The organism is Pseudomonas sp. GXZC (assembly GCF_026967615.1).
Lineage (GTDB): Bacteria > Pseudomonadota > Gammaproteobacteria > Pseudomonadales > Pseudomonadaceae > Aquipseudomonas > Aquipseudomonas azotoformans_A.
The window spans coordinates 2463399-2484221 of sequence record NZ_CP114115.1 but is presented as its reverse complement, the minus strand read 5'-3'; the positions used below and the strand labels follow the sequence as shown (position 1 = coordinate 2484221).

At 58.9% G+C, this 20823-nt stretch carries 21 protein-coding genes; 6 read left to right on the top strand and 15 right to left on the bottom strand.

The window, feature by feature from the left end; all coding sequences use genetic code 11:
• Positions 1 to 161: 161 nt before the first annotated feature.
• Positions 162 to 824: a carboxymuconolactone decarboxylase family protein gene (locus OZ428_RS11895; RefSeq protein ID WP_269133455.1), complete on the top strand. Its 663-nt coding sequence runs from the start codon at positions 162 to 164 to the stop codon at positions 822 to 824.
• A 269-nt stretch (positions 825 to 1093) separates the two neighbouring features.
• Positions 1094 to 2245, top strand: coding sequence for an MFS transporter (locus tag OZ428_RS11890; RefSeq protein ID WP_269133454.1), 1152 nt, complete (start codon positions 1094 to 1096; stop codon positions 2243 to 2245).
• Between the two features lie 58 nt (positions 2246 to 2303).
• Here OZ428_RS11890 and OZ428_RS11885 read toward each other — a convergent pair whose 3' ends face one another.
• From OZ428_RS11885 to OZ428_RS11820, 15 genes are all read right to left on the bottom strand, one after another.
• Positions 2304 to 3221: a hypothetical protein gene (locus OZ428_RS11885; RefSeq protein ID WP_269133453.1), complete on the bottom strand. Its 918-nt coding sequence runs from the start codon at positions 3219 to 3221 to the stop codon at positions 2304 to 2306.
• A 649-nt stretch (positions 3222 to 3870) separates the two neighbouring features.
• Entirely contained in the window at positions 3871 to 4680 is an 810-nt protein-coding gene (locus OZ428_RS11880; RefSeq protein WP_269133452.1) for a hypothetical protein, read from the bottom strand.
• Positions 4681 to 4904: 224 nt separating this feature from the next.
• Positions 4905 to 7310, bottom strand: a complete 2406-nt coding sequence (locus tag OZ428_RS11875; RefSeq protein WP_269133451.1) for a TonB-dependent siderophore receptor — start codon at positions 7308 to 7310, stop codon at positions 4905 to 4907.
• Between the two features lie 97 nt (positions 7311 to 7407).
• Positions 7408 to 8361, bottom strand: coding sequence for a FecR family protein (locus tag OZ428_RS11870; protein ID WP_269133450.1), 954 nt, complete (start codon positions 8359 to 8361; stop codon positions 7408 to 7410).
• 26 nt (positions 8362 to 8387) lie between these two features.
• Entirely contained in the window at positions 8388 to 8888 is a 501-nt protein-coding gene (locus OZ428_RS11865; RefSeq protein WP_033899716.1) for a sigma-70 family RNA polymerase sigma factor, read from the bottom strand.
• A gap of 83 nt (positions 8889 to 8971) precedes the next feature.
• On the bottom strand, positions 8972 to 9616 hold the full coding sequence (locus tag OZ428_RS11860; protein ID WP_269133449.1) for a CGNR zinc finger domain-containing protein: 645 nt from the start codon (positions 9614 to 9616) through the stop codon (positions 8972 to 8974).
• 96 nt (positions 9617 to 9712) lie between these two features.
• On the bottom strand, positions 9713 to 10315 hold the full coding sequence (cysC, locus tag OZ428_RS11855) for an adenylyl-sulfate kinase (RefSeq protein ID WP_269133448.1): 603 nt from the start codon (positions 10313 to 10315) through the stop codon (positions 9713 to 9715).
• A complete protein-coding gene (locus OZ428_RS34645) occupies positions 10312 to 10878 on the bottom strand; it encodes an MFS transporter (protein ID WP_442964821.1) in 567 nt (188 codons plus the stop codon). The genes cysC and OZ428_RS34645 overlap by 4 nt, the downstream gene beginning before the upstream one ends.
• Positions 10869 to 11540, bottom strand: a complete 672-nt coding sequence (locus OZ428_RS34640; protein WP_442964820.1) for an MFS transporter — start codon at positions 11538 to 11540, stop codon at positions 10869 to 10871. The genes OZ428_RS34645 and OZ428_RS34640 overlap by 10 nt, the downstream gene beginning before the upstream one ends.
• A gap of 10 nt (positions 11541 to 11550) precedes the next feature.
• Complete coding sequence (locus OZ428_RS11845) at positions 11551 to 12321, bottom strand: class I SAM-dependent methyltransferase (protein ID WP_269133447.1); 771 nt, start codon at positions 12319 to 12321, stop codon at positions 11551 to 11553.
• Between the two features lie 7 nt (positions 12322 to 12328).
• The gene (locus OZ428_RS11840) at positions 12329 to 13465 is read right to left on the bottom strand and encodes a hypothetical protein (protein ID WP_269133429.1); all 1137 of its coding nucleotides are present in this window, start codon (positions 13463 to 13465) and stop codon (positions 12329 to 12331) included.
• Positions 13462 to 14187 (bottom strand): SDR family oxidoreductase, encoded by a 726-nt coding sequence (locus OZ428_RS11835; protein ID WP_269133446.1) that lies wholly within the window; start codon positions 14185 to 14187, stop codon positions 13462 to 13464. Before OZ428_RS11835 ends, OZ428_RS11840 begins: the two co-directional genes overlap by 4 nt.
• A 10-nt stretch (positions 14188 to 14197) precedes the next feature.
• A complete protein-coding gene (locus tag OZ428_RS11830; RefSeq protein ID WP_269133427.1) occupies positions 14198 to 14926 on the bottom strand; it encodes a sulfotransferase family protein in 729 nt (242 codons plus the stop codon).
• Entirely contained in the window at positions 14923 to 16146 is a 1224-nt protein-coding gene (locus OZ428_RS11825; RefSeq protein ID WP_269133426.1) for a transaldolase family protein, read from the bottom strand. Before OZ428_RS11825 ends, OZ428_RS11830 begins: the two co-directional genes overlap by 4 nt.
• 17 nt (positions 16147 to 16163) lie before the next feature.
• A complete protein-coding gene (locus tag OZ428_RS11820) occupies positions 16164 to 16868 on the bottom strand; it encodes an HAD family hydrolase (protein ID WP_269133445.1) in 705 nt (234 codons plus the stop codon).
• A 253-nt stretch (positions 16869 to 17121) separates the two neighbouring features.
• Between OZ428_RS11820 and OZ428_RS11815 the strand changes: the two genes are divergently transcribed.
• From OZ428_RS11815 to OZ428_RS11800, 4 genes are read left to right on the top strand one after another with little or no spacing between them, the layout of a single operon-like run.
• Positions 17122 to 17922, top strand: a complete 801-nt coding sequence (locus tag OZ428_RS11815) for an SDR family oxidoreductase (protein WP_269133424.1) — start codon at positions 17122 to 17124, stop codon at positions 17920 to 17922.
• A complete protein-coding gene (locus OZ428_RS11810; RefSeq protein ID WP_269133444.1) occupies positions 17915 to 19741 on the top strand; it encodes a glycoside hydrolase family 15 protein in 1827 nt (608 codons plus the stop codon). The genes OZ428_RS11815 and OZ428_RS11810 overlap by 8 nt, the downstream gene beginning before the upstream one ends.
• Positions 19742 to 19789: 48 nt before the next feature.
• Entirely contained in the window at positions 19790 to 20263 is a 474-nt protein-coding gene (locus OZ428_RS11805) for a cysteine hydrolase family protein (protein ID WP_269133443.1), read from the top strand.
• On the top strand, positions 20260 to 20820 hold the full coding sequence (locus OZ428_RS11800; RefSeq protein ID WP_269133422.1) for a GNAT family N-acetyltransferase: 561 nt from the start codon (positions 20260 to 20262) through the stop codon (positions 20818 to 20820). The genes OZ428_RS11805 and OZ428_RS11800 overlap by 4 nt, the downstream gene beginning before the upstream one ends.
• Positions 20821 to 20823 lie beyond the last annotated feature (3 nt).

Here is a 20823-nt window from a genome sequence, read left to right as displayed (position 1 = left end):
CTGGGCATGTGCTGAAGAAGAAGCCGATTGTGTGGGATCTCGACGCTACGCACCATCCTGCAAGCACTACACTTTCAGTTCCCCTGGATGGACGTTTTCATCAGGCCGAAGTCCGTGCGCAGTCGAGCAAACGCCGTCCTCTCACGTAAGAGGATGCAAGCATGAAGACAATCACCCCACAAAGTCCCGTTGAAACCCTATACCGAGAAGGCCGCAAGACATTTATCGAATTGGTGCCGGATGGCGGTGCCAGGTTGGATGCACTGTTCCATACGGCACCCGCCCTCGGTGAGTTGGCGGTAGGCGTGGTGTACGGCTATCTGCATAGCCGCCCCGGCCTTGACCCACGCTTGCAAGAGGCCGCGATCTTTGCCGCGATTGTGGCAGCGGGCATGGTTGGGCCGCCGCTGAGCGTGCACTTCAAGACCAGCCTCGCCGAGGGCCTTGCGCCGGTTGAGCTGACCGAACTGCTGCTGGTTGCGTCGGCTTTTACAGGGTTCCCCCGTGCGGTGGCGACGGCCGATCAACTCAACCAACTGTTCGCCAGCGCAGGCCTGCCTTCTCCCCCGCCACCGGCACCACGCGCAGTCGTGATGGCTTTTTGTGACAGTGTGCGCCGGGGCCAGCCGTCCTTCCCGGTGGACGCCCAGGTCCGCAAACTCCTGCGCAAACCCCGTCGCCTGTCACTGCATGCCACTGCGGCCGACAGGGTGGTGATCGAGAGTTACAAGGGCAAGGAAACCCGCCCCAGAGGGATGCTACTGGTGCGGGTAGTGGGCGCCGAGGTGGTTGAAGTCAACGTCTATGGGCCAACGTCTGCCTGACCAGGTGCCGAAGGCGGCCTGGAAGGTGGTAATCCACCGCGAGAACCCAGGGGTTCAAAAGCCCCCACAGGGATTACGCACCTTCCAGACCGTTTCCTACGCACTCGATACTGCTTGTGTGGCGACGAACCGTCGTGACGTTCCTGATGTGTAAAAATAAAATTCATGACCATCGCCATCTCAAGGGAACGCGGCTCGCGCCTCATGGCCTGATGTGCAAGGATGTCACGCCGGACATCGTTCGTAGAACGCAAAACCAAGGATTTTTCATGACTGCCATCCCCACCTCAGCGCCCGTGGTTCCCGGGCGGCTGGAGCAAATGTCGACCCGTATCGCTTTCTTCATTGCCGGCTTCGGCATCGCAGCCTGGGCGCCGCTGGTGCCCTATGCCAAGGCCCGTGCCGATTTGAGCGAAGGCACTCTTGGCCTGCTGCTGTTGTGCCTGGGCGTCGGTTCGATCATCGCCATGCCTGCCGCCGGTGCGCTGGCCTCGCGTTTTGGCTGCCGACGCGTGCTCAGCGCCGGGACGATCATGATCTGCCTGGCATTGCCGATGCTGGCGACGGTCAGTTCGATTCCGTTATTGATGGCAGGGTTGTTTCTGTTTGGCGCCGGCCTGGGAACGGTGGATTCCACGGTCAACCTGCAAGCGGTGATCGTCGAGCGGGCCAGCGGCAAGACCATGATGTCAGGCTTTCACGGGCTGTTCAGCCTGGGTGGGATTGTCGGTGCAGCGGGCGTTTCAGCGTTACTGGGACTAGGACTTTCGCCACTGCAAGCGACCCTGGTGGTGATCGTCATCACGCTGGCGGCACTGCTCAAGGCCGCGCCGCACCTGCTGCCCTACGGTAGCGAGAGTTCGGGCCCGGCGTTTGCCGTGCCCCACGGCGTGGTGCTGTTCATCGGTTGCCTGTGTTTTATCGTGTTCCTGGCCGAAGGTGCGGTACTCGACTGGAGCGCGGTGTTCCTCAGTGCCGAACGCGGCTTGGACGAAGCCTATGCGGGACTGGGTTACGCGGCCTTTGCCTTGACCATGACTGCGGGTCGATTGACCGGAGATGCCATCGTGCGTCGGCTGGGCGCTACCCGGGTGATTGTGGCCGGCGGCGCGCTGGCGGCCGCCGGCACATTCCTCGCCACCTTGTCACCGGCCTGGGAAATGGCCCTGCTGGGTTATGCATTGATAGGCGCCGGTTGCTCCAACATCGTGCCAGTGCTCTATACCGCTGTCGGCAAGCAGACGGTCATGCCAGAACATATCGCCGTGCCGGCCATTACCACCCTGGGCTATGCGGGGATATTGGCTGGACCGGCCGTGATCGGGTTCATCGCCCATGGCAGCAGCCTGGCGACTGCGTTCCTGTTGATCGGTGTGCTGCTGGCGGCGGTGGCAATCAGCGGGAAGATACTGCGTGTATGAACACCAAGCGGCATGAGCAGATTGTGTCCTTCAAGCGGCTCATGCGGGCTTGCGTAGACTACTTCCCCTTCTCTTCTTTGTCGTTTTCAAGCCAGCGATCAATGCTGTAGTTCTTCAGCCAACCATCGTCATTCAGGCTTCCGAAAGGGCTGTAACCATTGGCTTTGTAACTGTCCAGAGAGGCCATCAAACCCGGCCTCTCCATCAGGTTCTTGGCCAGGTACACCTGTTGCTCGCTGTACTTTTTCAAAGGAAACCCGGTACGCACATCCCGCAGAGGTTCACCGTTATTGCCTATTTGATTGGGGTCCTTGGCGATTTCAATAATCGTGTCTTTATTCACGTACCGATGTCTTTGTGTACCGAAAAAGAACGTGCGGTCTTCCGATTTGTCCCGCCAGTCATCAAACATGCCCTTGAACGCCTGGACAACCTGAGCATCGGTTTTCGCATGGAACGGGTCCGCGCTCTGCGTATTGGGGTTGGTATTGCCAATCTGCGAGTCGCCAGCCTTGGTCAAGCTGTCATGCGTGATTTCACCGCCCTTCGCGGTGATCGCATCATTCAATCGAGGACGGTTGAGTATCTCTCGCGCCAACATGATGGTGCGTTCCGAGACTTTACTGCTGCTGGGTTCCTCTTTGGCGATCTCCTGCAATGAACCTTGGGTCAGTCGGCCATCCTTCTTGAAAGCGTCCAGCAATGACAGGTTGTTTTTCAAGTCGGTCGCCAGCAGATGGTCGTCCGAGCTGACAAAGGGGTTGCCAACTTTCGTCATGCCTCCGTACAGGTTCTGGCCGTCGAAGTGCCGGTCGGCGCCGTTCGCGAAACGGGTGTTGATTGACTGTGTGGCAGGCAGCGGCTTACCCAGTGCACGGGCATCGACCTCAAAGCGAGACTGACCACTCCCCGTTGGCTCAGGTGTGTTGGACCCAGCTGCTTGCGTATAGCTCAGATTATTGACACTACCAATCATGACTCACCTCCACCCTATCTAGATTTCGTAGCCTGGGCCTTGATTGCCTGATCCTCGAAAGGGCCTCGAAATCAAGATGGCACAAGCAGCGATTGAGTGGTCCTGAGAAAACAACGGTTCCGAAGAAGGTCGTCCAAAACACTGGATATACCCCTGGGAATCTTAAGCGCTTGTAACCAGCTGCCCTGCCGTGCATCCATGCTCTGGAAAATCCTGCTGTGTGACACGGTGAAAACTAGCGCCGGGACACCTTACTCCAAAGGTTCGCTAACATTGAAAACACAGGGTTGGGCGCCGACTGCTCCGTAAACAAACGAGAACCTTTGTCAAAATCCTCGGCGGTGGGCGCCTTGAAGCTGAACCTGGGTGAGGATGTGAGGTTCAGCTCTTGAGGTTTTCTTGAGTTTTGCGCCTCATGCGCCAGTGCAGTCACGGTTGATGCGGTATACGGAGAGTGACGGGAATCAAATGATGTCGAGTTCATGGTCCAGACCTAATCCGGTAGATGAAGGCCCCCATCGGCATTCAATGGCCGGTGGATATTGTCTTTGTGGTACGTCTTCGCGAACAGTTCCACATGATTGGGGTGTATTAACTGCGCCAGCACTTGTAGCCCCCTGCCATGTAGTGCACAGCAGGGGCCCCGGGTCTAACGAAGCAATGTGTAGAGTTCCTGGCGAGAAATCCTGCCATCGCGCTGCCAACTGTAAATGTTATCCATCGCTGACCTCAGATCAGAGCGCGCCATGACTTCCCGCGAAAGCTGGGTGAGATGGTCGTTGTACGGATTGCCGGTCAACGGTTGCATCGCACGGGCATTAAGATCCCTGAGTTTTATCGTGCTGCTGAAGTACCCTCCTTTCAACGCATTGAAATTGTTCAGTACGTCTTGGATGATTTGCTTGTCGTCACTCAGTTTCAGTGGATTGCTCGAACGAACGAAGCTTGTGATATCGCCCTTGGTCAAACGGCCATCCACTGCACCGGAACTGCCATCGCGATCAAGGGATTGCAGCAACCCTGGACGCTTCAACACTTCGTTCGCCAATCGAATATTCGGGTCCTTGTAAGGGTTGCCGGTCAATGGTTGATTAGCTGTTTGCTGCAGGCTCTGTTGCGTGACGTAACGCGAGGGCCAGCGCCCCTTGAACGCGTCATAATTATTCAAAAGGCCTTGGGCCAGTTGCTCGTTGCTTTGCTTCGAGTAATAAGGGTCCGGCAGCGTCGGGTTAGGACGTGGCGGCGGGCCAGGATTCGGGCGCAGGCTTTCTGGCAGTGGACGCTGCGGCGGACCACTGAATGTCGGCCCGGATTGATTAGTTTGCGCGGTGAAATTGACGCCTACCGTAAGCTGGACACTCGACGTGGCGGCAGACCGCTCCGAAGCGGGCTTTGCATCGCCAAGGGAGGCGTTATCGGGGGAAAGAGCGACGCTCTGATTGTATGCTGATACCGACATTCCAGTTCTCCAGTTCGGTCTATTCAGGTGCCTGGCCTTGAGTCGTCAAGGTAACCAGCGAGGGCAGGCATATCCTGTGTGGCCGAACGGTGGGAACCGGTTCCTGAGACCGTTGAAAGTATCCAGAATCGAAGTAGGAAGAACATCTGATCGAGTGAGAGACAAACCACTCTGTCGGCAGGCAGTGCCGCTCTCCCTTAGCAGGAAGAGCGGCAATATTTCAATCAGAACCCGACGCTGGCCTGTACGAAGAACGTACGAGGTTCGCCCAGGTACAGCCCGGCATTGTTGTCACTGGAACGGGTGTAGTGCTGCTGGTCGAAGACGTTTTTCACGCCCACACCCAATTTCAGGTTGGACAACTGTTCGCCAAAGTCATAACCACTGCGCACGTTGACCGAGACATAACCGGGGATATCACCGTACTGACCGTCAGCCGTGCCCTGGGTGACGTAGGTGCTGGTCGTGCCTGGCGCACGCTGGCCCGACTGAGCGTACACATCCAGGTTGTGGGTCCAACGGTTGACGTCATAGCGCAGGCCCAAGGTGGCCACTTCACGGGAGTACAGCGGCAGGTCACGGCCCTTGAACGGTACGTCGCCTTCCGAGGTGGCCTTGGTGTAGGTGAAGCCGGCATTGGCGGTCAGGCCGTCCAGGCGCGGGTCTAGGTTCGACAGGTCATAGTGGGCGGACGCTTCGATGCCGGTGTGCTTGGTCGCACCGAGGTTGGTCCAGCCCACATCGTTGCTGACGTATTGCAGCTCATCCGAGAAGTCGATGTAGAAGAACGTCAGCTCGCCGCCCCACACATTGTCGTTGTAGCGCGTACCCACCTCGTAGGTCTTGGCCTTTTCGGGGTTCAGACCATTCGCGGTCTGGTCGCCGGTGCCGCCCTGGCCCAGTTGGAAATATTGCAGGCTGCCAAACGACGACTCGTAGTTGGCGAACAGTTTCCAGGCGTCGGAGACGTGGTACATCACGCTCAGGGCCGGCAGTGGTTCGTTGTTGTGGACTTCGCGGCGTTTTTCCTGGGTACGCGTGCCGTTCAAGGCAACCACCGGGCGATCGTGCCATTCAGTACGGATGTCTTCGAAGCGGATGCCCGGCGTGATGGTCCACTTGCCGATATCGACCTTGTTATCGATATAGAACGCGTTGGCCTCGGTGCCCCCGGTGCGGTCCTGGTAGACGTGACCGTCGCTCTGCCCACCCGGCGTCGGCACATTGTTGACCAGGTTCAGGCTGGTGGCCTGCTCATGCATGCCTTCCTTGAGGTAGCGATAGCCCAGGCTGACTTCCTGAGTGCTCGGGCCTACGTCGAACACATGGGACACCCGTGGCTCGATGCCAAAGGTGTAGTAGGTACGCGGATAGGAGCCGATCGTCTTGAGGTCGCGGTTGGCGATGTTGCTGCCGCGGAAGCTGTCGGAATAGTAAGTCAGCACTTCGGCCTGGGTGCGGTCGTCGATCTGGCGGATGTACTTGAAGGACACGTCCTTGCGGCGTCCGCTGAAATTATCCCAGTCACGCACCGATTGGTAAGGGTTGGCATCGAACTGCTTCTGGGTCAGGCCGCCGGGCATGTCGGCGCTGGCGTCGTAGTAGTGGAAGTTCAGCGAGAAGTCGTCTTGATCGGTCGGCGCCCAATGGGTCTTGAAGATCACGTCGTCGATGTCGTTGGAATTGTTGCTGTTGCGGTAACCGTTGCCATTGACCCCGGAGTACAGCAAAGCGGCGCCGATGCCATTGTCGGCGGTGCCGCCGATAAAGGCGTTGTCCACGTGCTTCCAGCCGCCGTGGGCGGAGGTTTGCAGGGTGGTGCCGACTTCACCGGAGAATTTCTCGGGGATGGCACGGGTCACGAAGTTGATCACGCCGCCGACGTTTTGTGGCCCATAACGCACGGAACCGGCACCGCGCACCACGTCGATGCTGTCCAGGTTACCGGCGGAAATCGGTGCCATCGACAGCTGCGGCTGGCCATAAGGCGCAAACGCAGCCGGCACGCCGTCGATCAGCACGGTAGAACGTGGCGACAGGCGCGACGTCAGGCCACGTACGCCGACGTTGAGGGAAATATCACTGCCGCCAGTGCCGTTGGACTCCTGCACCTGCACGCCAGGCACGCGACGCAGTACGTCGCCAACGTTCATTGCGCCTTGCTCCACCATGGCTTCGCGACGGATCACCGTGCGTGCGCCGGGATGGTTCTGCACCACTTCAGCGTTGGCATCGCCAAGCCAGTCGCCGACCACCTTGATATCGGTGGCGCCCAGTTCCAGGGGCGAGCCGGCTTCACCGGTGCCGCTGTTCAGCGGGCGCAGGGTCACGGAGCCTGCGTCGATCTGGTAGTCCAGGCCGCTGCCTTGCAGCAATTGGCGCAGGGCTTGTTCAGGGGAAAGGTTGCCGTCTACCGCCGGTGCCTGCTTGCCCGCGACCAACTCGGGGCTGAAGAACACTTGCAGGGAAGTCTGCTGGCCCAATTGGCTCAGCGCCGCGCCCAAGGGCTGGGCCTGGATGTGAATGGCGTCGGCGGCGTAGGCCGCAGGGAGCGCGGCACTGACCGCGAGCGCCAGGGCCAGCGGCGCCCAGCGGGAGATTTTATTGTTGTTAACGGCAAGTTTTTTCACGTCGAACCTAGTCCTGTGATCGCAAGAGTATGCGGCTGTTAATGCAAACCAGTTGCAGTTGCAGGAGAAGACGAAGAACTCGAAAAAAACCTGAATGTCAGCGTGAAATTATTTCCTGGCTGCCGTCCGGCAAGGTGCGCAAGGCTACCGGTAGGATGTGCGGCAAGGCCTTGAGCAAGGCGTCAGTGTCATTGGCCTTGAACACGCTGGTCAGGCGCAGGTTGCCCACGGCGGGCGTGCTGACCCGCAGCGGTTGCTCGCGATAGCGCGAAACCTCCCGCGCCACTTCGCCCAGCGAAGCGTTGTTGAAGACCAGCTTGCCCGTGCGCCAGGCGGTCAATTCTTCAGTGTTCACCGCGTAGGCACCAGCCACCGATCCTTTGTTGTCTACGTGGGTCCCCAGGCCTGCCGTCAACGTGACCACCTTGTCCGGTGAATGACCTTGCACTTTCACAGTGCCGGCCTCGACCATCACGCGAGTCTGGTCGTCATCACGACGCACATCAAAGCGCGTGCCGGTCACCGTCACCTGCCCTGCCCCGGCGGCCACGACGAACGGCCGGCTGGTGTCATGCTCGACGCTGAACATCGCTTCGCCCTGCTTGATCTCCACACCACGCCGACCCTTTTCGTAATGCACCGCCACCACGCTGCGGCTGTTGAGGTCCATCACCGAACCGTCGGGCAAGGCCACCTGGCGATGTTCACCCAGGCGCGTGCTGAACTCGGCACTGTAGGGTTTTGGATGATCGAGCCCGCTGAACAGGCCCAAGCCCAACGCTACCGCGACCACACTGGCGGCCACCGCGTAACGCAACACGGCGCGGCGCTTGGGCCGTTCCACCGGGGCCTCGCATAACGCCTGCAAGCGTGCCTTGGGCAGCAAATCGGTGGCACTCCACAGGCCTTGCAGCACATCAAATTCGTATTGATGATCGGGATGCTCGTTGCGCCACGCATCAAAGCGCTGGCGCTCGGCAGCGCTCAACTCGGCGTCTTGCAGGCGCACAAACCATTGCGCGGCTTCGTCTCGGGCACGGTTATCCATCATGGAAGATCCTGTTTCAAAGCGGGCAGTCATGGCGCCATCGCGTCCAGGCGGTCGCGCAGATGCCGCAGGGTGCGGATCATATACTTTTCCACCATGTTTTTAGACAACCCCAGGCGTTCGGCGATTTCCTGCTGGGTCAGGCCTTCGATCTTCTGCCAGATGAAAATCTTGCGGCAGTTGAGCGGCAGCTCGGCCAAGGCCCGCTCGATGGAGTCCGCCAACTGGATCGCGTGCATGAAATGCTCCGGGTCGCCACTGTGGGGCGAACGCTGATCAAAGGCTTCCAGCGTGATGGCCTCACGGCGGTCTTCGCGTCGATAGGCATCCACTGCGATATTGCGCGCGGTCTGATGCAGGTAGGCGCGCGGTTGCTCCACCTGATCGGACTTCGACTCCAGCACCCGCACAAAGGTGTCGTGGGCCAGGTCTTCGGCCTGCTGACGGTTTCTCAGGCGACGCGTCCAGGTTCCGATCAACTCTTCGTAATGTTCGAAAAAGCCTGTTCTGCGGGGCGGCTGAGGGATCATCGCGGGTGCACTGGGGAGGCGGGGCGTGAATAGTAATGCTTCCTATTAAGTGGAGCAATTGCTACCCGTCGCACACCTGGAAACTAATGCGTGCTGCCCACCTGCTTGAGACGGCTGAGTTTTTCGCGGCTACCACACACGCTCATCTGGCACCATTTGCGCTGCTTGTTCTTGGAGATGTCGAAGAACACCCAATCGCAGTCAGCGGCGCCGCAAATGCGCAATGCGTGCAGATCACCGGACACCAGTAACTGCGTGGCCTCGATGGCCAAGCGCCCGAGCACCATAGCCGTCAGCTCCTGCGCCGTGGTGCAGGGCTTCCACGCCCAGGCAGGTTTGCCCTCCACGGAACGCAGCACCCGCCAGGCAACGCCTTGCTGGAACACCTGGTTGATTTGCTGCAAAGCCTCATCGGGCGCGGCACCCTGTAACGACAACGGATAGAACACCGCGTACAGACATTCCCTGAACGCAATGATCGCGTCCAGGTCCGGCTGGTAAGCCATGGAGGAGGCAAACACCATCGGTTTGTAGTCGTCAAACTCTCGGGCCGAGATCAACGATGCATGCAATGCCCATTCGAAGAAGAACTGAAAGCTGGTGAGCCGCTCCTCTATGACCTTGAGCGAAGTGCCAGGGCGACGGCCGTTGGTGGTATTGATAAAGTCCAATACCCGGGCCCCACCAATCAGACGGATCGATTTTGCAGTGCCCGTAAAATGTGTCATGCCTGCTCCTGAAAAAACGCGTTCTCCCTGCGATGGCGCAGATTACCCTGTTTTCTCAAGTTGCAGACATTGTCATCCCCGCGCAAAGACAGACGGCTAAGTGCGATCGTCGTTGTGCGCGATCCAATCAAGAATCGTCGCGACCGACTGTTCCACTGAAAGCGTCTGGGTATCCAGGTGCACCTCCGGAAACACCGGGACATCGTAGTGGGAGTCGATACCGGTAAAGTGCTTGATCAACCCGGCGCGGGCTTTTTTATACAGGCCCTTGGGGTCACGTTGTTCGGCGGTTTCCAACAGCGCGTCCACATGCACTTCGACAAAAAACTCATTGCCGATGATCGAGCGCGCGTAGTGCCGGCTGGCCGACGAGGGAGAAATCAACGCCACGATCACGATCAGCCCGGCCTCCAGCATCAACCGCGCCACTTCGGCGACCCGGCGGATATTCTCGTCACGGTCGCTGTCGGTAAAACCCAGGTCTCGGCACAGCCCGCCACGCACCGAGTCGCCGTCGATAATGGCGGTGATCCGCCCTTGTTCCTGCAGCGCACTATCCAACGCATCCGCAATGGTCGACTTGCCGGACGCGGAGAGGCCGGTCATCCAGATGACCACGGGGTTATGTTTCATGCCAGAGCGGTGACTGAACGCAAACGCGTGCAGGTTCCGGTGCGGCGTGTCTGGAAAATAACTCATGACTGTTCACCCTCCTTGACCGAAACAGGCTGTTTGCCCAACAGGAACACCATCACGCATTGCACGAACAACAACAGCGCCACCACCCAGTAGACGGTCGAGAACGACCCGGTCAGGTCCTTGGAAAATCCGCCCAGGAAATTGCCGCACACGCCGCCCAAGCCGATCAACACGTTGGCAATGCCAAAGGCCTGGGTCAGCCGACTGACCGGGACGATTTGCCCGATGTAACTGGGCACCAGCCCGAAGATGGGATAAAACGCCAACGCAAACAGAAACGCCGCCAGGTAGAACAAGGGCAGGCTGTTGAAACTGAATACCAGGGTGGCAGCCAACCCCGCACTCAGGAAGCACATCGCCAGCGACGCGCGCACGCCGACCTTGTCGGCAATCCAGCCCACCAGGAAGCCCGACGCCATGCCCACCGCGCCGATGGTGGTCCAGATAAACCCGGCGTCCTGTACCGACACACCCAACTCATCACGCAGGAACGGCGCCAGGTACGTCTGGAACGGCAGCAACGCCATGCCATTGAGGAAGGCGATGGCCCAGGTCAAGTACAACGAGCGGCTGAGCCAGGGCTGGTGGCTGTCAAACGCGGTGGCGCGCTCCCGGAAAACCCGGTGTTCTGGCTCGCAGCGAAGTTACGCAACAGAAACCAGGCCACCACGCACAGGGCCACCGAGATCAGCCCGGCAGTGAGCCAGATCGAGCGCCAGCCACCATTCAATGTCAGGAACGACACCAGCAAACCGTTGATGAATACGCCGTAGCTGGTGCCACTGGAAATCAGCCCCATGACCCGCGAGCGATTACCGGGGCTGAAGCCCTTGGTGACGATCTCTGCCAACGGGATGTACACCGAAGCGGAACAGCCACCGAGCAGGATCAACAGCGCCCCCGACAACCAGATGCTGTTGCTGACACTCAGCCCCAGCAGCGCCAGGGACGTCATCACCGTCGATACCAGGCTGATTTTCCACCCCTCGAAAAACCGGCTGATATAGCTGGTCACCGATGAAAACAGCAGGAAGCCAATCTGCGCGCCGCCAGTGATCAGCCCCACCGTGGTGTAGTCAAAACCGATGTCGCGGCGCATGTCCACCACCAGGTTGGCGAACAGGTAGACGCCAAAGCCATAGGTGCTGGCCACGAACCCGGTGAGGACCACCGCCAGCACGACGCTGTCCAGTGGCCGGGCATTGCTCTGTACGAGTGTGCTCATCAATCCCTCCTTATTCGGCGCGCGCGGTGTGGATGACGAAATCACAATCCATCATGTCGTAGTCACGTTCGAAGTCGCCGTAACTTTCATGGTCGGTAAACCCGGACTTGAGCACTTCCCCCTTCAACTCGCCCGGCAACAGGGGATACACCTGCAGCCGGTATTGTTCCGCGTCATCAAAGGAATAGATGAACTCACACAGGTGCTCATCGACCTCTCCCAGGCTGACCGAAGCATTCGTACCGCAGTAATAGTAATTGCCGCTGGCCTTGTAGTTGCCGGCACGAATGGCGAAAAAATTGCGTTGGTCCACGATCAGCAAGCCGCCCGGCTTGAGCAAGGCCCTGAACTTCGCCAGCACCCGCAACCGATCGTGGGCGGCGAAGACATGGCACAACGAACTGCCCAGGCACACCACCGCATCGAACTGGCCAAGTTCCTGGGAGTCCAGCGAGTGCCAGTCGCGGTAGTGGGACTGAATGTCCAAGCCATGCTTGCGAAAGTTCGCCCGCGCCTTGGTCAGCATGGTGCTGCTGCCGTCCGTGGCCACCACCTCAAAGCCCGCCTGCTTGAGCTGGACGGCATGGAAGCCGCTGCCCGTCGACACGTCGATCACCGACCGCACGCCGTGGCTGCGCAGCAGGTTTTCGAAGAACCCGTCCTCCCCCGCTTTGCGTTTTTCCCAATCGATCAATTCATCCCAGCGCTCGACGAAATCCTCCGAGTACTGCTTGGCATAACTGGCGACTTCGTTGTGCTTGCGCCCCGATATCTGATTCATCACACACCTACCAGGTTGAATTCTTGAAGGACAGGTACTTGCTCGCCAGCTCGCGGGCAAACTCGGCGGACTGCTCGATGGACATGGTGTTCTTGGAATACCCCAGCATCGATTGCATGACAGCCATGCACTGCGGGTTGTAAGTCACCGAACCATCACAATGGATTTCGTCGATGCCATCCTGGCTCTGGCAGATGCTGTTGATGCGCACCGCCTCGTCCTGTGGGCAGGCGTCGGAGAACTGCACCTGGATCTGCCCATCGTGCAGCCACACCGGATACCCACCCGGAAGCCCGAGAGGCCCCGGCGCATGCACCAGGACCGGCACGGGCGAGAACAGCCCTTCGATGACCGTGACGGCAGAGCATGCGGTGAGGAACTGCCCGTCCACTCCGCCTAGGCGACGGAACTCGGATTTCACCGTCGAGAAAATCGCCTCGGCCGGCAGACGCACCACCTCTGGCCGGTCACGCACTTCATACAACAGACGGTAGCTGGCCCGCGCAGGTAACCCACCGCGCGGCACGTAGTGGCTGAAGTAATGCTGGGCATACAGCTGCACTTGCACATCAGCGGATGCACATTCGAGCAACCGTGCGATGGATAAACGCACCGCTGGAACCAGGTTGGCCACATTTCCCACGCCAATATCCGGCGCCAGGCCAATGCGCGCCAAGATCGGGTTGACCGCATCAGGGAACGCCGCATTCACGGTTTTAGTGGTGATGCCGGAGGCTTTCACCGCCCGCATCAGGCAATGCATCAACGTCAGGTGCATGGGCAGCCAGGGGCCGAACTGGGCCTGGTCGAGCTTCTCGAACGACAGCTTGGGCAACCCGGTGATCACCCGCCAGGACTGCAGCGACGCGCAGTTCACCAGCATATCCGGGGCTTCTTTACGCAGCAGCTGCGTGACCCTGCCGATATCCGTCAGGTCGGCAACCACGGGTTTGATGTCGATAAATTGGCCCAACTGCGCACACGACAACGTCACCAGGTTGCACAAGCGGATCGTGGCTTCTTCATTGCGCCCCAACACCACAAAGTCGAACGCGTTTTTCGGCCCCAGAATCTTCAGGATCTGCAGGCATAGGTTGCCGGCGCCTACCAGCAGCAGCTTTTTCTTGCGCACCGGAAGGCTCATCGTGGGTAGGCTCCGTTGTCGACCGGAATCACACGGCCGGTGATGTGACGCATCGCATCACCCACCAGCAGCAAGATGACCTCGGCCACGCCACTGGGCAGGATCGGGTCCTTGAGGACTTCCTGGCGGGCGTACTCGGCGCGTCGGTATTCGGGGATGGTGCCGTAGATCGCGGTGTCATGGATCAGCGCCGGGGACACCACGTTCACCCGCACGAACGGCGCGAAGTTCCAGGCGTTGGCCTTGGTCAGGCCGATCACCGCTGCCTTGGTGGCGCCGTAGAGTGCGTCGCAGCTGCCCACTTCTCCAGCCACCGAAGCGATGTTGACGATGCTGCGCGGGGCTTCGTGCTTCATCTCCCGTTCGGCAAAGTCTTTGGAGAGGTAGACCAGCGCCTTGAGGTTGACGGTGAGGATCTCGTCGATCTGCTCATCGGAGTAGGCGTAGACACTTTTACCGTGATAAATACCGGCGTTGTTGACCAAACCGTAAATACTTGCATGCCGCTCATACAGTTTTGAAATAAAACCCTTGATAACGGCCATGTCCGAAAAGTCAGCAATATGCGCTTCAAACACGTCAGCGCCATAGACACCTTGCAGCACTTTCAAACCCTCGGCATCCTTGTCCGCACCGATAACGAAATAACCCTGTTGAATCGCCAGTTCCACAGTAGCCCGGCCAATTCCGTTGGCCGCTCCGGTAACAATCAACTTTTTCATACAACAATCCCTATTGGCAAAATTCATTCATGCGCGCGTAATACGTACGGTGATATTCGTACATCGCCTTTAAATTCGGATATTGATCAAACACCTTGATATCAACGTGCGAATTATCTGGAGAAACAATCCGCTCACTGTTTTCCGCGTCGACATGCCAACTACGCCACGTTTTCCATTGTTGGGGACACTCACGTTTCCATGTCATGGCGTGTGGCAGAAACTCTATATTCAAATGGTCACAGAGTTTACGGATCACTCGTTCCGGCTCTGCGGCCAGATCATCCGCATTGATCACATAGGGCACTTTGCCGGTCAGTTTGGTGACCACACAAAATATGTCATACAGTGCTTTATGCCCAATGGCCTGCAACGGCATATCGGGATGCACCCGATGATGGGAAATAATACTGCTGGCAGGTTCACGAATCAGAAAGATATTGTCCTGTTGCGCGAGAAAACCAACATCAACTTTCAAGTCATCCAAACAGTGATAACACATGTCTTTATGGAAGACGTTCGCACGCTCACGGGCACTCAGTAGATGCTCTTTTATGCCTGGGTAAGTCGTGGGCAAACTGTGATCCCACTCATCCGAAGGAATCGCCGAGTCCTCGGAAAACGCCATGTGCGCAAAAGGTTCATGGAAGACCTCGAAATCGCCCCGCTCGATAAACACGCGTTCGAGCACCGTGGAGCGCGAACGTGGGTGGGCCCACAACCCGATCATCCGGTTCATGCGATCACCCCAAATTCAGCGGCGAGCAATGCGTTGAATGCGCGCTTGAACGGTGTCGTCACGGGGCAGAGCCGAACGCAGTAATCCGCCAGACGCCGGTGCGCGCTGTTGGCTTCATTGCAGGCGTTGATAAAGGCTTCGTGGTTGCCGAAGTCGTACGGTTCGATGCTATCGACAAAGTAGGCTTCGTAGAAATACGGGATACGGATCAGCTTCGCGAAGGTCGAGGCCGGGGGTTTCTGGGGTTCCTGCGCGGGTACGACCGGTTTGCCGTGGCTTTCGCGCTCAATCAGGAACTCCACTACGTCCGGCGTCAGTGTGTAGCAGGTCGCGGTTTGCCCGGTCTTTTCCAAGTGCCAGCAATGCTTGTTGCCACGTTCGTCCACATCGACCTTTATGCTGGAAAGCAGGGTTTTGATCGGCACGGTCGAGGCCGCCACCAGCGTCTGGATCTGCTCGTAAATCATCAACTCGGCCCAGCGCAGCTCCTCGGCGCTCAAGGTCAGGCCACGCTCGGCAGCCTGCAGGGTGAACTCGGGCTGGCAGGCGAAACGCCCAATCATGAACGTGATCACGTACTTGCAGCGGCTGGTGTCGATACCGTTGCTGCGCGCCGTCGCCCTGCCACGCTCGATGGCCTGGATACCGGCCTGGAACTGGGCAACCGTGAAGCAAAAAGTGATATTGATCGAGGCACCCTGAGCCACCAGTTGCTCGACGGTGGCTATCCCTTCCAGGCTGCCCGGCACCTTGACCATCACGTTCGGCGCCAGGCGCTGCAGTTCCAACCCTCGGGTGGTCATACGCTCGGTGCAACGCACGTCCACCGGGTCAACCTGGGCAGAAATCCAACCTTCAGCCTGTGCCGATTGAACCCACCGCGACTTGAGCGTGGCAGCCCCTTCGACGATGACTTCGTTGTACAGCTGCTTGCGCAACTCATTGGGAGACAGCTTGGCCAGGTTGAAACGTGAAGACCAATACTCGCGTTTTTCAAGGATAATGGCCGTCACCAACCGCGGGTTGGTGGTCGCACTGCACAAGCCCCAGGGCTGGCAGAACTCATCCGGCATCAACGCTTCTATATATGTTGCAGCCGCCGGGTACTTTTCCAGCAGGTGTTGTTTATACGGCAGGTATACGGCAGGCGATGAATCCCACCACACTTGCGAAGATTGATCGTTGCGTTTGAGCCGTTCCAGGTAACCAAGTGTGTTCACGACGCCTCCTCCCTGAGTCAATTAAAAATGGTCAATACTTCGCGTATGTTGGCAATCGGCAATGCCCCTGCCGCGGCCAACTGCGAGTGCCGATGCGCAGGACCAAAGCCCAACACTTTTATACTGGCCGCTACCGCAGCCTGGATACCCGTCACACTGTCTTCCACCACCAGCGCATCACTCACATCAATGCTGTAAGTCCGGCAGGCCGTCAGGAACACCAAGGGATCAGGTTTCCAACGACCCAATTCATAACAGCTGAATATTCGCCCTTCGAAATAAGAAAACAGTCCCGCCAGGCGCAAGCAGTGCTCGATCTTGTTACGTGGCGCACTCGAGGCAACGCAGTAAGGCACGTCCAAACTTTCCAGGACGTCCAGCATTCCATCCGTGGCTTTTAAACTGAGTGTCAGTGCGTGCAGCGCCCGCTCACGAAAACGCTGTTCAAATGCGTCGTCCACACTGACATTTAATAATTGCTCAGCCTCGCGCAAACACTCAGCAATCTTGCGCCCACGAAAGTGTTCGATAAAACGTGTGACATCAAGCAGCGTGTCGCCCTGAGCCAGGGCATTAAGCATGGAGATCAATACAGACAGGGTTATTTCTTCGCTTTGGACCAGAACACCGTCGCAATCGAAGATAACTAACTTAGGCACGCCAACTAAGGCCGCTGCTTTTACCTGAACTGGTAGTTCCCCTATATCGGCCGAAAGGCACATAGAAATCTCTTATAGGTGGCCCCGCGATGACTTCCGAACTACCAACGGAGCGGGTTGATGTGTGCCTATAAGACACGCGGCGAAAAAGCCTGTCAAACGCTTTTGAGCGGTTTTTTAGTATCTTATGGTTATTTTTTATAGTTCTGTTATTCCATTTTTCACCATGGTTGTAGTCGCTAATTTCACACGGGTGAACTTCCCTTGCGCGCGATCAGTCAGCTACTTGAACTCACGAATTTAAGGTCGGTGAGCAATGCGTATCTCGTTGGAGCAACAAGTGGCGCTGGTGACCGGTGCCAGTTCCGGAATCGGTGCCGGCGCGGCCAAGGCTATGGCGCAAGCCGGAGCGGCGGTGGTGCTGAATTACAACAGCCAGGCCGCGCCAGCCGAGGCACTGGCAGAACAGATCAGAGCCGAGGGTGGCCGGGCGATTGCCATTGGCGCCAACGTAGCTAAAGAAGAAGAGGTAGAACGGCTTTTTGCCCAGACCCTCGATGCCTTCGGCCACTTGGACATCCTGGTGGCCAACTCCGGGATGCAGAAGGACGCCAACCTGGTGGACATGAGCCTGGATGACTGGAATGCGGTGATCGGCGTCAACCTCACCGGCCAATTCCTGTGTGCCCGCGCGGCGGTGCGCATCTTCAACCGCCAGGGCGTGCGCGAAGGCGTGTCGCGGGCGGCGGGCAAAATCATCCACATGAGTTCGGTGCACCAACTGATCCCCTGGGCCGGGCACGTGAACTACGCAGCGTCCAAGGGTGGCGTGGAGATGTTGATGCGCACCCTCGCCCAGGAAGTCAGTGAGCAACGCATCCGCATCAACGGCATTGCGCCGGGGGCGATTCGCACCGCGATCAACCGAGCCGCCACCGAAGGCGCGGCAGCACAAGAGCTGCTCAAGTTGATTCCCTACGGGCGGATCGGCGACGTGGAAGACGTCGCCAACGCGGTAGTGTGGCTGGCCAGCGATGCGTCCGATTATGTGGTCGGCAGCACACTCTTTATTGACGGAGGCATGAGCCTCTATCCGGAGTTCCGTGGCAATGGTTGATCTGAAGAACGAACAACAAAGCGCCATCGATGCCCACGGCATCATTGGCGACATGCGCAGTGCGGCATTGGTGAACGACAAAGGCAGTATCGACTTCTTCTGCTGGCCGGAATTCGACAGCCCCTCTATCTTCTGCTCGCTGCTGGACAGCCCCGACGCCGGCATTTTCCAACTCACCCCGGACCTGCCCAACGCGCGCCGCGAACAGATCTACCTGCCCGACACCAACGTGCTGCAAACCCGCTGGCTCAGCGACGAGGCCGTGGTGGAAATCACTGACCTTTTGGCAATCAGCGAGGAGATCGATGACCTGCCGCTGTTGATTCGCCGGGTGCGTGTGGTCAGCGGCAAGGCCGATATCCATCTGCGCTGCGCGGTGCGCCATGACTACGCGCGCACACCCACCCAAGCCACCCGTGACAACGGCACGGTGTGTTTCAGCGCCGAAGGCCAGCCCGGCCTGCGCTTGTCCAGCAGCCATCCACTGCAGATCAAAGACGGTGCCGCCGTGGCCAGCTTTACCCTGGAGCAGGAAGAAGGGGCCGAATTCGTCCTCGGCGGCCAGGAGGATGAGCGGGTGGACAGCAGCTGCACCGACTTGGCGCTGGCCCACACCTTGAAGTTCTGGCGCGGCTGGATCGCGCAATCGAACTACCGTGGGCGCTGGCGCGAAATGGTCAACCGCTCGGCGCTGGCGCTTAAGCTTCTGACGTCGCGCAAACACGGCGCGATCATCGCCGCCGCCACCTTCGGCCTGCCGGAAACCCCCGGCGGTGAACGCAACTGGGACTACCGCTACACCTGGATCCGCGACGCATCCTTCACCGTCTATGCCTTCATGCGTCTGGGTTTTGTCGAGGAAGCCAACGCCTATATGCGCTGGCTCAAGGGCCGTGTGAGTGACTGCTGTGGCCAGCCGACCAAGATCAACATCTTGTATGGCATCGACGGCCGCCAGGAACTGCCGGAAGCCGAGTTGGAACACTTCAGCGGCCATGGCGGCGCCAAGCCGGTACGTATCGGCAACGAAGCCTTCGACCAGATCCAGTTGGACATCTATGGCGAGTTGATGGATGCGGTGTACCTGGTCAACAAGTACGGCGAGGCCATTTCCCATGAAGGCTGGAAACACACCGTGGAGGTGGCTGATCAGGTCTGCGAAATCTGGAACACCAAAGACGTGGGCATCTGGGAAATGCGCGGCGAGCAGCATCACTTCCTGCACTCACGGCTGATGTGTTGGGTAGCGCTGGACCGCGCCATCCGCTTGGCTTCCAAGCGTTCGTTGCCGGCGCCGTTTGCACGCTGGGACCAGACCCGCCAAGCGATCTACGCCGACATCTGGAGCAACTTCTGGAACGAAGAGCGCGGGCATTTCGTGCAGCATGTCGGCAGCACCGCGCTCGACGGTTCGATGCTATTGATGCCGTTGGTAAGGTTTGTCGCGGCCACCGACCCGCGCTGGCTCTCGACCCTGGAAGCCATCCAGAAAAGCCTGGTGCGCGACGGCATGGTCTACCGCTATCGCAACGACGACAGCCAGATCGACGGCCTGCAAGGCACCGAAGGCGCGTTTGCGGCCTGCTCGTTCTGGTATGTCGAATGCCTGGCCCGCGCCGGGCAAGTGGAAAAGGCCCACCTGGAATTCGAGCAACTGCTGCGCTACGCCAACCCCTTGGGTTTGTACGCCGAAGAGTTCGACAACCAGGCCCGCCACTTGGGTAACACGCCCCAGGCCTTGAGCCACCTGGCGTTGATCAGCGCGGCGACGTTCCTGGACCGTAAACTCAGCGGGGAGAAAACCACCTGGCAACCCTGAAGTGGTCTGTGCACAATGAGCAGCCCCTCGACCACGGACAGGAACGCCATGCGCCAGGTACTGCTGATCATCGATGTGCAACCTTCCTTCAACCCGCCCGCGTGGCTGGTGGACGGCATCAACACCCTGCTGGGGCGCATGCCGTCAGTCGCCACCGTGGAGCGTCACGACGAGAGCGTCACGCCCTTCGCCCGGCAACTCGGCTGGCAACCGGCGCCGAACGACCAGAGCCTGGTGGCCGCCGATCGCATCTTTATCAAACACGGCTATGCGCCAACACCCGAGACCGTCGCCTACCTCAAAAGCCTCGCGCCGCAACGCGTGCTGGTGTGTGGTATCCAGACCGACACCTGCGTGCTGGCGGCCGGGTTTGCGTTGTTTGACGCGGGGTTGCAGCCGACCTTGATCAGCGACCTGACGGTGGGTTCGTCGCTGGATCGGTCGGGGCAGTTGGGGGTGGATTTGTGGCGGCATCATTTCGGGAAGGTGGTTGATGGGGACCAGGTCGCTGCCACCTTATGACCCCCTTCCCTACCCTGCGCACGCCACGCCTGCAGTTGCGGGAATTAGTGGCTCAAGATGCTCAGGCGCTATTCGCCATCTACCGCGATACCGACAGCATGCGCTGGTTCGGCGCTGACCCGATGACCGAAATCAGCCAGGCACAAGCCCTGATCGAGACCTTTACCCAATGGCGTACCCAGCCTAACCCGGGCACTCGCTGGGGGCTGGAGTTCGAGGGCAGACTGATCGGCAGTTGTGGCTTATTCAAGTGGAACCGTGGATGGAACAGTTGCGCCCTGGCCTGCGAGCTTGCACCCGATTTCCGAGGGCAAGGCCTGATGAGCGAAGCCCTGCGTGGAACACTGGAATGGGGTTTCATGCAGATGCACTTGCACCGTGTCGAAGCGCTGGTTCATCCACACAACCACGCCTCCCGCGCGTTACTGGAGCGTCTTGGCTTCAAAGTCGAAGGAAAACTGCGAGAAGCCGGATTCTGGAACGGCCAGCGGCATGATCTTGAGGTGCTTGGGCTACTGGCGCGGGAATGGCCGGAAATGAAGAAGCAAGGTATATAGCGA